This window comes from Umezawaea tangerina (assembly GCF_003002815.1).
GTDB lineage: Bacteria > Actinomycetota > Actinomycetes > Mycobacteriales > Pseudonocardiaceae > Umezawaea > Umezawaea tangerina.
The window spans coordinates 108,555-122,081 of record NZ_PVTF01000014.1; the positions used below are offsets into that span (position 1 = coordinate 108,555).

Sequence of the window (13,527 nt, forward strand, 5' to 3'; positions counted from 1 at the left end):
CGCCCCTGTCGTCCTAGGCCGTGGTGACGCAGCGGTCCGCGTACCGGTCGAGCACCTGGCGGGTCACGCTCAGGCGCGAGTCCACCTCCAGCTTCTGCAGCAGCCGCGTCACGTGCACCTGCACGGTGTTGCGGGACATGCTCAGCCGGGTCGCGATGTCGGAGTTCGGCCAGCCGGCCGCCACCAGGTCGGCCACCCGCTGCTCGATCTGGTCCAGCGGTCGCCCGTCGGCCGCGCCGCGACCGCCGACCCGCCACCGGATGCCGAACGGCTTGAGCCGCGACTCGGCCCGGCGCACGTCCCACGCGGCCCCGAGTCCGGTGTAGACGGTCAGCGCGTCGTAGAACGCCGCGTGCGCGTCCTCGGTGCGGTCACCGGCGGCCAGCAGGACCGCCCGGTCCTCGGACACCGCCGCGAGCTCGACCTTGCGCCCCACCGAGCTGAAGTGCTTGGCCACCGGGACCAGCGCGTCCGGGTCGCGTTCGATCAGCCCCTGGCACCAGATCGCCGCGATCGTCGCCCGCGCGGGCCCGACCTCCTGGTCCGCGCCGAGGTGGCACGCCGCCAGCGCGGCCTCCGCCAGGTCGGGCTCGCCCTGCTCCAGCGCGAGCCGCGCGAGCCGGGGCAGCCACTGGTGGTTCGGCACCATCCTGGGGTAGTCGTCGGCCAGCAGCGGCAGCAGCGCGCGCAGCGCCTCGTCCGGCCTGCCGCGCTGCTCGGCGGAGACCGACAGCGCCATCGCCAGGAAGTCGTCGCGGATCCCGACCGGCGCCGCGGGCTGGTCCACCGCCGTCTTGAGGTGCGTCTCCAACGCCGCCGAGTCGTCGCGGTGCGCGGCGACCAGCGCCTTCACCCCGTGCAGCAACCGGATCGAGCCGTGCTGGCGCACGCCGTGGAAGGTGATCTCCGGGCGGTCCCGCACCACGCCGTCCAGCTCGGCCAGCGCCTCGTCCCACCGGCCGAGCCAGTAGTGGTGCACGGCCAGCGGGATGTGCGGTCCGTCGGTGAGGCCGCGCAGGGTGACCAGGTGCCGGGCCGCCTCCAGGGTCCGGTCCGCCGCGTCGAGGTCGTCGAGGTTCTGCAGCGTGAAGACCTTGTCCTCCAGCAGGCACAGCTCCAGGTCGGCCTGCGCCGGGTCGCCGGACACGGCCGCCAGCGCGGTGTCGACGTGCTGGAGCGCCTCCTGGTGGCGACGGCGCATCGAGGCGGTCTCCCACCTCGTCTCGGCCGCGAGCGCGGGGGAGGTGCCCGCCGGGTCGCCGGGGTCGACCTCGGCCAGCAGCGCCCGGTGCCGGGCCCGCCAGTGCTCCGGCACGTCCGGGTCCGCCACGGCCTGCCGCAGCGACTCCACGGCGCGCTGGTGCTCGCCGAGGCAGTGGTCGAAGTACGCCAGCACGAGCCGCATCTCCGCGGCGCGCTCCGGGTCGCGCGTCGTGGCCAGCACGGTCCGCACCTCGTTCACCGGCTGCTCGCCGAGCCAGAACCGCAGCCGCACCAGCCGGGTGGTGAGCGACTCCCGCGCGCTGTCGCGCAGGCTCGGGCTCTCCACGGCGTGCGCCAGCAGCTCGGCGGCGATCGCGGGGGAGCGGCCCGCGACGGCGTTCGTGTGCGACAGCAGCCACTGGGTGACCCAGGCGTCGGCCGGGACCGGCCCGCCGAGCAGCTGCTCCGCGACCCGTTCCACGTGCGCGCCCGCGTCGTCCAGGGTCTCCGCCGACTGCCGGTGCAGGGCGACGCGCACGGTGGCCGGGATGGCCTCGTACAGGGCGCGGCGCACCAGCCCGTGGCGGAACGCGAACCGCTGGCCGGACTCCCCGATCACGCCCGCGTTGGACGCCTCCTCCACGGCGGGCAGCAGCTCGGAGGCCTGCTTGCCCATCACGGTGGCGAGGTCGCTCAGGTCGAACTCCGCGCCCAGCAGCGCGGCCCAGCGCAGCGCGTCCCTGGTGGTGTCCTCCAGGTGGTCGAGCCGCCTGGTCACGACGGTGTTGACCGTCGGCTGCGAGGGGTACCGGCTGCGGTCGTGGGCGATCTCGGCGATGCCGTCGAACACGGCCACCGCGTCGTCGCGCACCAGCGCCTCGACGATCTCCTCCAGGTAGCGGGGGTTGCCGCCCGCGCAGTCGGCCGTGCCGAGCAGCTCGGCGCCGGGCGTGGTGCCCAGCAGCCTGCCCACCAGCTCCGTCGCGGCGCTCTCGCGCAGCGGGTCGAGCCGCAGCAGCTCGCCGCCGCCCATCGACACCACGGTCCGCAACGGGTCCAGCTCGGCCCGGCGGGGGTGCGGCCTGCACGAGCCGACGAGCAGCAGCGGCAGGTGCCTGCTCGCCTTCGCGAGCCGGTGCCACACCAGCAGGCTGGCGTCGTCGGCCCACTGGAGGTCCTCCAGCACCAGCACGACCGGCCCGTCCTCGCACAGCTCGTCGACGAAGCCGACGACCCGGTCGACCAGGCCGATCAGCCGGTCGACGGCCACCAGCACCGGGTCCTCCTGCTGCCACGGGTACGCGGGCTCGGCGGAGTGCCCCGGCAGCCCGGTGGCGAACTCGGCCCGGCGCGGGTCGGGCGACCGCGAGTCGATGCCGAGGCACGCCAGCACCAGGCTGAGTGGAAAGCGCCTTCCCATTTCGTCCCCGGCCTGCCAGAGCACTTCGCAGCCCCGGTCGACGGCGTCGGCGAGGCCCGTGGCGATCAGGCCGGACTTGCCGATCCCCGGCTCGCCCTCGACCCACACCGCCGTGCCCTTGCCGTTCATCAGCTCGACGAGCGCGCCGCGCAGCGCGGCCAGCTCGGGCTCCCGGCCGACGAACACCTCCGGGTACGCCGGGATCGGCGACCGCGGCACCACGTCGGGCTGGCCGCCCGCGCGCTCGCGGGCGGCGCTGATCTCGTCGTGCACCTTGCGCAGCTTCGCGCCCGGCTCGATGCCGAGCTGGTCGACCAGGACCTCCCTGGTCTCCCGGAACACCTCCAGCGCCTCGTTCGCGCGGCCGGAGCGGTGCAGCGCCTGCATGAGCAGCGCCCTCGGCGTCTCGCGCAGCGGGTAGGCGGTGCTCAGGTCGAACAGCTCGTCGACGGCCTCGGAGAGGTCGCCGGACTCCAGCATGATCTCCGCGCGCCGTTCCAGGACGTCCAGGTGCAGCTCCGCGAGCCTGCCCCGGTGCAGCGCGGCGAACGGCCCGTCGATGCCGGTGAGCGCCTCGCCCCGCCACAGCACGAGCGCCGCGTCCAGCGCGGCCCGCGCGCCCGCCGCGTCCCGGCGGTCCCAGCACTGCTGCGCGGCCTCGCGCAGCCGGTCGAACTCGCGCACGTCCAGCAGGCCGGGTTCCAGCCGCAGGCTGTAGCCGGACCCGGCGGACACCAGCATCTGACCGCCGGTCCACTTGGAACGGACGGGTTCGAGCGCGCGCCGCAGCCGGGAGACGTAGGTGTAGAGGCTGCTGTCGACGGCGCCGGGCGGCGACTCGCCCCAGATGGCGTCGACCAGCTCCTCGCGGGACACCACCTGGTTCGCGCGCATGGCGAGCACGGTGAACAGGGCGCGCTGCCGGGCCGAGCCGAGCGCCAGCTCCGCGTCCCCGCGCCAGGCGCGGACCGCGCCCAGCAGCTGGACCCGCAGCGGTTCGGCCAACTCCGTCGACATACTGCGCCGCTCCCGTTCACAACGCGCACGCCCGCGCGGGCACAGCTGGTGCCAACCGCCCACTTTACCGCTCTGTGCGGGGAAAACAGCGCCCTAAAAAGGCAACACCGTTGACGAATGACGGGTCAACGATGAGGCTGTGGACATACCCGTCGGTACCTCGACGACTTGACGCGAAATGAGACGCGGCTTGCAAGGTTGGGACCAAGACGGCACAACGCGCGAGGCGAGAAGTGCGCGAGGGCAGGCTTCGCAGGTCAAAAGGCCATGAAGAATGATAACCGCGTGACCGAACCGGACCCCTGTGGCACGCTCTCATAGTAAGTTCACGCGGAGTCAAGACTGCGACGCGCGATGCGCGCCGGGCGTCAAGAGTTCGTAGAGGTCGCTCGCCCACACTTCGAATCGAAAGATCGAACTGTGGAGGCACTCATGGCACGGGTACGGGTCGTCGTACACAGCACGGACCCCATGACCTACGTCGGGCTGACGAGCTACCTCAAGTCGCGCCCCGAGATGGTCATCGTCGACAAGCAGGATGCCGGTCAGGCGGACGTCGCCGTGTTCTCGACCGAACGGCTCACCTCGGAGGCCATGAACCGGCTCCGGGCACTGGCCGCCGAGCGCACGGTGCCGACGGTCCTGATGGCGGGCGCGCTCACCGAGGCGCCGCTGCTCGCGGTGGTGGAGTGCGGTGTGGTCGCGATATTGCCGCGCAGCGCGGTGACCGGCGAACAGCTGGTCGACAGCATCATGGCCGCGGCCGCGGGCAACGGCGTCATGCCGCGCGACATCCTCGGCAAGCTCCTCAAGCGCGTGGAGATGCTCCAGCGCGAGGTGCTGGCGCCGAACGGGCTCAACGTCGCCGGGCTGGAACCGAGGGAGGTGGACGTCCTGCGGCTCATCGCCGAGGGATGGGGCACCGACGAGATCGCGAAGGAGCTGCAGTACTCGGAGCGCACCGTCAAGAACGTCATCTACAACGTCACCAACCGCCTGAAGCTGCGCAACCGCGCGCACGCCGTCGCCTACGCGCTCCGCGCGGGCGTGATCTGACAGCAGGACCGATTGTTCGTTTAGTCCACAACCGTGGTGCCTTTCAGCACGAAGACCGGTGATTCCCCCGCCGAGGAACCGCGCGCTTGCTCCGCACTCGCAGCGCGGTCCGGTGATTCGAACTTCGTTTCCCGCACTACCCGGTCGACCGCACGACGCCGATGACGTGGCGCACCGCCGAAGACCGGGGCCAACGGGCCCCGGTCGGCGGTCGACCCGGAAGGTGATTCCACGAAATGATTTTCCGACGCACGTGCATTCGCGCGTGCGGATGCCGGTCAGCGTCCCGTGGCGGACCTGCCGAGCTCGTGGTGCCGTTCGGCGATCTGGGAACGCGACCGGACACCGAGCTTGCCGAGGATCCGGGTCACGTGCGCCTGGACCATGCGGCGCGGCAACGACATCCGGACCGCGATGTCCGGGTTGGACTGACCGCTCGCGACCAGCTCGGCGATCCGCAGCTCGACCGGTGTGAGCGTGTCCCAGCCCGCCGCCGCCCGCGTGCTCGTCGCCGCGACGTCGTGGTGGATGCCGAACTCGTCCATCTTCGCCCCGGCCCGCGCCAGATCCCATTTGGCGTCCAGCTCGGTGTAGATCTCCGCGGCCTCCGCGAACGCCGCCCGCGCGTCGGCGCGCATGCCGACCTTCGCCAGCAGCACGGACGCCTCCTCCAGCGCCGCCGCCAGCTCCACCCGGCGGCCGACCTGGCGGTAGTGCCCGACCGCGACCAGCGCGGGCTCCGGGTCGCCGGTGACCAGCGCCTTGCACCGGTGCAGCGCGGTGTAGGCGCGGGTCGGCACGGACTCCCGCGCCGCCTCCAGCTCGGCGACCTCCATCACCTCGGCGACCCGGTCGTGGTCGCCGACCTCCAGCGCGAGCCGCAGGATGTCTGGCAGCCACTGGTGGCGCAGCATCATGTCCGCGTAGGCCGGGTTGAGGATCCGCTTCACCGCGTCCAGACCGCGCCGCACGTCCCCGCTCTGCACGGCCGCCAGGGACCGGGCCAGCAGCAGGAAGTCGCACGCCTCGCGCTCGGCGGCGGTCACCACGAGCAGCGCGTCGGCGGCGTCCAGGTGCGCCGCGGAGGACGCGCTGTCGTGCCGGTGCAACGCGATCAGCGCGGACACGCCGTGCAGCAGCAGGCCGTTCGGGCCGGGGTCGACGAGTCCCGAGTAGCTGATCGCGGGACCGTCCTCGGCCACCGTGTTCAGCTCCAGCAGCGCCTCGTCCCAGCGGCCGGTCCAGTAGTGGTGCACCGCCGCCGACACCTGGGGTCCGACCGGCAGGCCGTACTTGACCGTCAGCTCGTCCACGGTGGCAAGCGCCACGTCGACCTCGTCGAGCTGGTCGAGGTTCTGCAGGGTGAACATCCGGTTGTCCAGCAGGTTGAAGTGCATGCCCGCCAGCTCCGGGGCGCCGTCCACCGCGACGATCGCGTCGTCCACGTACTTGAGCGCGCTGCGGTGGTTGCGCCGCACCGACTCCACCAGCCACAGCGTCTGCAGCGCGTGCGCGACCAGGTAGGCGTCGCCGTTGGCCACGGCCTCGGCGTGCGCGGCCTTGCCCGCGACCTCCGCCTCGTCGATGTAGGTGACGTCGCGGCGCAGGTGGGCGAGCAGCGACTTGTGCCGCACGTGCCAGATCTCCGGCACCGAGGGGTCCACCTCGGCCTCGGTGAGCGCCTGGAGCGCCAGCTGGCGCTTGTCCTGCCGCAGCAGCGTGGCCGCGAGCAGCTGGCGCATCTCGGCCGAGCGGGTCGGGTCGGTGGAGATCGCCAACGCCTGCCGCGCCTGCGCCTCCGGGTCGCGGGCCAGCCGGAACAGCACCCGCACCAGCGCGACCAGCAGCAGCTCGCGGTTCGGGTCGCGCGGACCGCCCAGGTCCAGCGCCTGCTCCAGCAGCTCCGCGGAGATCAGCGGCGCCCGGTTCGACAGCTCGGCGGCGTTGTCGACGAGCCAGTCGCCGACCCACGAGTCGAGGTCCGACGCGGCCGCGACCAGCTGCTCGGCCACGCGGCTCGACGGCGCTCCCGCGTCCGCCAGCGCCTTGGCCGCCTGCTTGTGCAGCACCCCGCGCATCGGCCCGGAGATGCTGCCGTACGCGGCCTCGCGCAGCAGCGGGTGCCGGAACACCAGCCGCGGCTCGCCGTGGCCCAGCACGTTGGCCGCCATGGCGTCCTTGACCGCGCGCGCCACCTCGGGCACCAGCCGTCCGGACAGCCCGGCGATCTGCGCGATCGTGGCCTCGGCACCGAGCACGGCGGCCCAGCGCAGCACCTCGCGGGTGCGCTCGGGCAGCGACTGCGACGTCCGCTGGACGGCCGCGAACAGCGTGCGCGGCGCGTCCTCGGCCTGCGTCTCGTCCACGTGCGCCACGCCGTCGATCAGGTCGACGGCCTGGTCGCGGACCAGCGCGCCCACCATCTCCCGCAGGTACAGCGGGTTGCCCGCGGCGCGCGCGGTCAGCTTGCGCAGCTCCTGGCCGGGGCGGCCGCCGACCAGCTCGGCGGTCATCGAGTCCACGTCCAGGTAGGTCAGCGGTTCGAGGATCAGCACGTCGCCGTCGTTGGCCCGGACGCGGGAGCGCAGCTGGTCGAGCTCGGTCCGGCCGTGCCGCGAGCGCGAGCAGGTGACCAGCAGCAGCGGCAGCTGGCGGGTGGCCGCGGCGAGCCTGCGCCACAGCGACACCGACGACTCGTCGGCCCACTGGAGGTCGTCCAGGACCAGCACCGTGGGCGCCCGGTGGCACATCCGGTCCACCAGCGACAGGATCCGGTCCACCACGCTCTGGATCGGGTCGCCGTCCTCGGTGCCGCCGCCCTCCGGCCCGCCGGTGCGCAGCCTGCCCGCGAGGTCGGCGCGGTCCGGGTCGGAGGACGACTGGTCGATGCCGAGGCACTCGAGCAGCACCTGGAGGGGGAAGCGGCCCGCGAGCTGGTCGGCGACCGCCCAGCCGACCTGGCAGCCCAGCCGTTCGGAGTCCGCGAGGCCGACGGCGAGCAGCTCGGACTTGCCGATGCCGGGCTCGCCCTCGATCCACACCGTCCCGCCCACGCCCGCCGCGACGTCCACCAGCCGGTCCCGCAGCCGCCGCGCCTCCGCGTCGCGCCCGACGAAGACCTCGCTGTTCGCGTGCCGCAACGCGCTCGGACCGGACGGCTCGTCGGCCACCTCGACCCCGGCGGCGCCCTCGGGGGCCTCGTCGCCGCTGAGCACGACGGCGTGCGCCTGGCGCAGCGCCGGACCGGGCTTGGTGCCCAGCTCGCGCATCAGCGTCTCGCGCGCGTCGCGGAACACCGCGAGCGCCTCGGCCTGCCGTCCGCCGCGGCTGAGCGCGATCATCAGCAGCGCGCGCAGCGACTCGCGCAACGGGTAGTCCTGCACCAGCGCGCCGAGCTCGGCGGCCAGCTCGACGTGCGCGCCCAGCGCCAGGCGCGAGGTGGCCAGCGCCTCCACGGCGGCGACCCGGCGTTCGGCCCAGGTGGTGCGCATGTGCTCGGCGAACGGCCCCGGCACGCCGGAGAACGGCTCGCCGCGGAACAGCCCGAGCGCCTGCTCCAGCGTGCCCGCCGCGCCCCGGTGGTCACCGGCGCCCGCCATGGTCTCCGCGCGGGCGAACAGCTTGTCGAACGCCACCGTGTCGATCCGGTGCGGGTCGAGCCGCAGCGCGTAGCCGTGCTTGGTGGAGTGCAGCGTCTCCTTGCTGTCGGCCACCCCCGCCTCGGCGAGGGCGCGGCGCAGGGCCGAGACGTAGGTGTAGACGCTGCCCGGCGCGCTGACCGGGGCGGAGTCGCCCCACACCGCGGCGATGAGCTCCTCGCGGGACACGGCCTGGCCGGTCCTGGACGCCAGCACGGCGAACACCGCGCGCTGCCTGCTGGGTCCCAGCGGCACCTCCGCGCCGCCGAGCACCGCGCGGACCGGGCCCAGCAGCTCGACGTGCACCTGCTTGCCGCTTGTTTCCTGCACCTTCACTGGCGATCCCTCGAGGCGTCGGTGTGCTCATCTGGCTGGACGGACACCCCCGGACGCCACTGGTGCCAACGGGGCACGGGGGCGCAGCGGGGTCAAAGTATCAGGCTCGATCGAGTCGGGCGATCCTCTTGCGAACCTCCTCCGGTGTGAACAACGACGGTCCCACCCGGTGGATCCGGCTGTTCTCCACCAGTGCCGACGCCTCCTGCCACAGCCCCCGCGCGCGGACCGGGTCGCCCGCGCCGACGTGGGCGTCGCCGAGCAGCACCAGGCTCCCGACCTCGCCGACCAGGCTCGCCTGCGCCCGGTGCATGTCCACCGCGCGCTGCAGGCAGGTCACCGCCTCCTCGTACCGGTGCAGGCGCAGGTGCGCCTCGCCGAACTCCGCCCAGCAGTTGGCCTGGCCGTTGAGGTCGTCGGCCTGCCGGAACATCCCCATCGCGCGGTCCAGCAGGTCCAGGGCCTCGTCGGTGCGGCCGAGCCGCAGCGCGCAGACGCCCATGCCCTCCAACGAGATCGCCACCCCGCCGACGTGCCCCATGTCCCGGTACAGCCGGTGCGCCCGCTCGTAGTACCCGAACGCGCCCGCGTGGTCGCCGTACACGTCCTGTCCGCGCCGGGCCAGCACGTCGCCGATGTTGCGCTGCACGTAGGCCTGGTCGTCGACCCACCCGAGCCGGTCGAGCAGCTCGGCGGTGCGCCGCAGGTGCGCGAGCGCGCCCTCGGTGTCGCCCATGAAGTAGTGCGCGCCCGCCAGGCTGCGCAGCGTCCTGGCCTCGCCGACCTGGTCGTCGACCGACCTGGCCGCCCGCAGCGCCGCCCGCATCGTCGCGGCCCACGACAGGTGCACGCCCTGGCGCTGGAAGAACTCCTGCATGCTCACCGCGATCCGCCACGCGTGGTCGGCGAACCCGCGCTCCGCGGCCTGGTCGACGAAGTTGTGCAGCACGTGCTGCTCCGCGCGGAACCACGCCATCGCCCGGTCGCGGTCGCGCGCCACCTCGGGCGTGACACCGGGCGCGGGCGGTGCCTGCGGCGAGGAGGGCTGGTGCGGCTGGAGCACCAGGCCGATGCCGTGCGCGGAGTGCAGGTAGTGGTCGGCCGTCCGGCGCAGCGCCTCCCGGCGGTCCTGCTCGGTGTCCAGCCCGTCGCCCAGCTCCAGCCCGTACACCCGGATCAGGTCGTGGAACTGGAACCGGCCCGGCCGGTGCTCGGTCATCAGCCTGGTGCGGGTCAGCTCGCCCAGCGCGGCGCGCGCGGTCCGGACGTCCACGCCGAGCAGGCTCGCGCTCGCCGGCGTCGAGATGTCCGGGCCCCAGTGCCGCGCCAGCAGCCGGAACAGCCGGGCCGCCCGCGGGCTCAACGTGCGGTAGGACCAGGAGAACACCGCGCGCAGGTCGCTGGTGTCGTCGTAGGAGAACGCGTCCAGCCCGCCCTGCGCGTCGCGCAGCTCCCTGGCGATCGCGCTCAGCGGCACGTCGGGGTAGGCCGCCGCGCGGGCGGACACCACGGCCAGCGCGAGCGGCAGCCGTCCGCACATCGCGACGATCTCGTCCACGGCGTCGGGCTCGGCCGCGCTGCGGGCCGCGCCCAGCCGCAGCGCGACCATCGTGCGGGCCTCGTCGACCGGCATCGGGTCCAGCGTGAACGGCCGCGCGCCCTCCGCGGCGACCAGGCCGGTGAGCCGGTTGCGGCTGGTCACGATCGTCAGGCAGTCCGGTGCGCCGGGGATCAGCGGCAGCACGTGGTCGACGTCGCGGGCGTTGTCCAGCACCACGAGCATCCGCTTGCCCCGCAGCAGACTCCGGTACAGCCCGGTCTGCGCGTCCAGGTCCGGCGGGATGCGGTTGCTCGGCATGCCCAGCGCGTACAGGAAGCCGCGCAGCGCCTCGGCGGTCCCCATCACCGACCCGCTGGGGTCGAACCCGCGCAGGTTCACGAACAGCTGGCCGTCCGGGAACGCGTCGGCGGCCTCGCGGGCGAACCGGACGGCGACCGTGGTCTTGCCCGCGCCCGGCATGCCGTCGATGAGGGCCAGCGCCATCGGGTGGTGCTCGTCGTGCAGCGCGGTCAGCATCCCGGCCAGCTCGGCGTCGCGGCCGCTGAAGGTCGGCAGGTCGTTCGGCAGCTGGGCCGGTCTTATCAGGTCGATCACCTGGTCGCGGCGGCCGTCCTGGCCGTCGTCGCCGAGCAGCTGCTCGTGCGCGGCGCGCAGCCGGGGACCGGGGTCGATGCCCAGCTCGTCGACCAGCCGCCCGACGACGGCCCGGTGCACCGCCAGCGCCTCCGCCCGGTGGCCCTCGGCCGCCAGCACGAGCACCAGCCGGGCGTGCAGCTCCTCGTTCAACGGGTCCAGCGGCGCCAGGACGCGCAGCAGGTCGAGCACCTCGCCCGCGGCGCCGCACTCCAGCGCCACGTCGGCCATCTCGGCCGCGGCCGACAGGCATTCCCGGTCCAGCGCGGCGAAACCCGGCTCGGCGCCCGCGCTGCGGCGCAGCCCGGCGGCGCACCGGTCGTGCCACAGCCCCAACGCCTCGACGAAGAGCCGCACGGCGGCGTCGGGGTCCTCGCGCGTCACGGCCTCGCGCGCCCGGCCCACCAGCAGCCGGAACCGCGGCACGTCGGCGCACTCCTCGTCGACCCGCAACCGGTAGCCGCCGCCGTCGCGCAGCAGCCACTCGCCGGTCGCCCGCAGCGGCAGGCCGGGTTCCAGCACCCGCCGCAGCTGCCCCACGTTGCGGTGCACCACGTTGGCCGCGCTGGCGGGGGCGTCCTCGCCCCACAGCGCCCCGATCAGCTCGCTCAGCGGCACTGGCTGGCCCGCGTGCACGAGCAGCACGGCGAGGATCAGCCGCTGCTGCGGCGGACCGAGGTCCAGCTCCTCGTCCCCGCGCCACACCCGCACCGGGCCGAGCACCGAGAACCTCAGCCCCGCTAAGTCGTCGTACGCGGCAGGCATCACCGTAGAACCCTCCTCGCGGCCCGTGCTCCTCACCACCGCGGTGAACGGTGCCGCTCCACCCCGTGAAGCGGTGGTGCGCTCGGACCGGGGTGGTCCACTGCGGACGATCTTAGCGACGACGCCGGAGCAATTCGTTGATTGAGCAACTATTCCGGTCGTTTTCGATGCGGGGGATCCGCTGTGCCACCGGGATCCCTGCCGGCGCGCCGGGGCGATGTCAATCCGGATAGCGCGACGACTCCGTCTCATGTGGTCGGCGAAACCGCTCGGGGCGCACCCCTGGAAAGCGCTTCCGGATTGTGAGGATCTCATGAGGGGTGATAACCGCGATTCGGTGCGCGTTCAAGGGGTGGGCGGCGCGTCCCACTGGTCGCGAACACCCCCATTCGCCGCGCACCTGCCGCTGACCAGGTGTTCTTGTGGCGTGTTGTCGCCAACGTGCTGTCCACGGGGCGGGGTTCGGCACTACGGTGTCGCGACATCGGCCGTGCGCCGGTCCCGCGGGTGTCACCCGCCGGGCCGGGTCGTCACTACTTGGTCACTCTTTCCCCACAGGCTTCTGCCTACGCTGACGCGGACGCTTGGGCCGCGCCCTTCGGAGTTCTCGCTGCGGAGTCGGCCCCCGAAGGTGCCGGTCCCGGGATTCGCGCGCACGGGTATGGAGAAGACGATGACCGTTTCTGATGATCTGGTCCGGGTGGACAGGATGACCTCGACGCGCCACCGCGACGGCGACGGGGGATTCCCGGAATTGGCGATGCTCAACGAGCAGCAATTCCAGCTGATGCAAATGCTCGCGGGCGGCCTGCCCGACCGCTCGATCGCCCGCCGTCTTTGCCTCGCGCCGCGGACCCTGGCGCGCAGAATCTCCGAGATCTACCGCATCCTCGGTGTCGACACGCGCTTCCAGGCCGGTGTCGCGGCCCAGCGCCTCGGGCTCATCGGCGAGCCCGTCGGCGCCGGCAGGCCCGTCCGGGCCAGGGTCCAGGCCGCTCAGGGGTGACGTCCGGCGGGGGTGCGGTGGGAGGACCTCCTGGGCGGTGCCGGTCGCGCGAGCCGTGATCCGCGTCCTCCACCGCACACCTGCCGACGAAGTGCCGCGGCCGTCAAGGCCCCGGCCGCGTCCCGACGACGTTCAACCCTCGACGACCCCGCGGCGCGGCGGTCTCCGCGAGCCGGGAAGCCGGGCCTCCCAACAGGACCCCGCCCGCGGCGCGGTGGATCCCTTGGCCCGCCCCGTTCCGACGGCGCCGTCCACGCGCGCCCTCGTCAGATCCAGTAGGTGCGCACCTGGTTCACGCTGTCCACGAGCTCCTGCGGCACGGCCTCGGCCTGCTTGGTGGACGTGGCGTCGAGCGTGCGCACCACCGACTTCAGCCACCGGGTCGTGAACCGCGTCCGGCTGGCCACCACCGGGTCGGCCTCGCGGGCCGCCGCGGACATCGCGACCCGCAGGTCGGTCAGCGCCCTGGTCCACGCGACCGCCACGTCGACGGAGTGCAGCTCGACGATCCCACCGCGCTCCGGCAGCGTCGCCAGCACCGCGTTGAGCGCGTCGCGCAGCGGCCTGAGCACCTCGGGCTCCTGCCACCTCGACACCCCCGCGGACCGGCGCCGCAGGATCGCGCGCAGCCGCGGGTCGGTCGCCTCTGCGGCGGGGAAGGGCATGCCGAGCTCGCGCGACGAGTACCCGGCGAACCGGTCGTCCAGCAGGTCGCGCAGGCCGGTGAGGTAGGAGTGCAGCCTGCCGACCTCACCCCGCTCGAACACGCCCAGCACGAGGTGGTCGCCAACCCGGTCCCAGCAGATCATGACCGTCGCCTTCCTCGTGGTGCGTGGTACCCGTCGAGTAGACCACCGGGCGTTGCGCCGAATGCCGGGAACCGGGCGGAAGT

Annotated in this window: 6 protein-coding genes; 2 read left to right on the forward strand and 4 right to left on the reverse strand. The window is 73.5% G+C overall.

From position 1 onward, the window contains the following. Positions 1-13: 13 nt before the first annotated feature. Positions 14-3,640 (reverse strand): ATP-binding protein, encoded by a 3,627-nt coding sequence (locus tag CLV43_RS37440; protein WP_106193618.1) that lies wholly within the window; start codon positions 3,638-3,640, stop codon positions 14-16. A gap of 432 nt (positions 3,641-4,072) precedes the next feature. Here CLV43_RS37440 and CLV43_RS37445 point away from each other — a divergent pair, with 432 nt between their 5' ends. Continuing rightward, on the forward strand, positions 4,073-4,696 hold the full coding sequence (locus tag CLV43_RS37445; RefSeq protein WP_106193620.1) for a helix-turn-helix transcriptional regulator: 624 nt from the start codon (positions 4,073-4,075) through the stop codon (positions 4,694-4,696). Positions 4,697-4,974: 278 nt separating this feature from the next. On the opposite strand, the gene CLV43_RS37450 is transcribed toward CLV43_RS37445, so the two are convergent. Next, a complete protein-coding gene (locus CLV43_RS37450; protein ID WP_245887260.1) occupies positions 4,975-8,670 on the reverse strand; it encodes a BTAD domain-containing putative transcriptional regulator in 3,696 nt (1,231 codons plus the stop codon). Between the two features lie 100 nt (positions 8,671-8,770). Next, on the reverse strand, positions 8,771-11,629 hold the full coding sequence (locus CLV43_RS37455; RefSeq protein ID WP_170156187.1) for an AfsR/SARP family transcriptional regulator: 2,859 nt from the start codon (positions 11,627-11,629) through the stop codon (positions 8,771-8,773). A gap of 673 nt (positions 11,630-12,302) precedes the next feature. On the opposite strand from CLV43_RS37455, the gene CLV43_RS48140 reads away from it, so the two are divergent. After that, positions 12,303-12,635 (forward strand): response regulator transcription factor, encoded by a 333-nt coding sequence (locus CLV43_RS48140; protein WP_170156188.1) that lies wholly within the window; start codon positions 12,303-12,305, stop codon positions 12,633-12,635. A 266-nt stretch (positions 12,636-12,901) separates the two neighbouring features. Here CLV43_RS48140 and CLV43_RS37465 read toward each other — a convergent pair whose 3' ends face one another. Next, positions 12,902-13,444, reverse strand: a complete 543-nt coding sequence (locus CLV43_RS37465) for a DUF2017 family protein (RefSeq protein WP_106193624.1) — start codon at positions 13,442-13,444, stop codon at positions 12,902-12,904. Between the last annotated feature and the right edge of the window lie 83 nt (positions 13,445-13,527).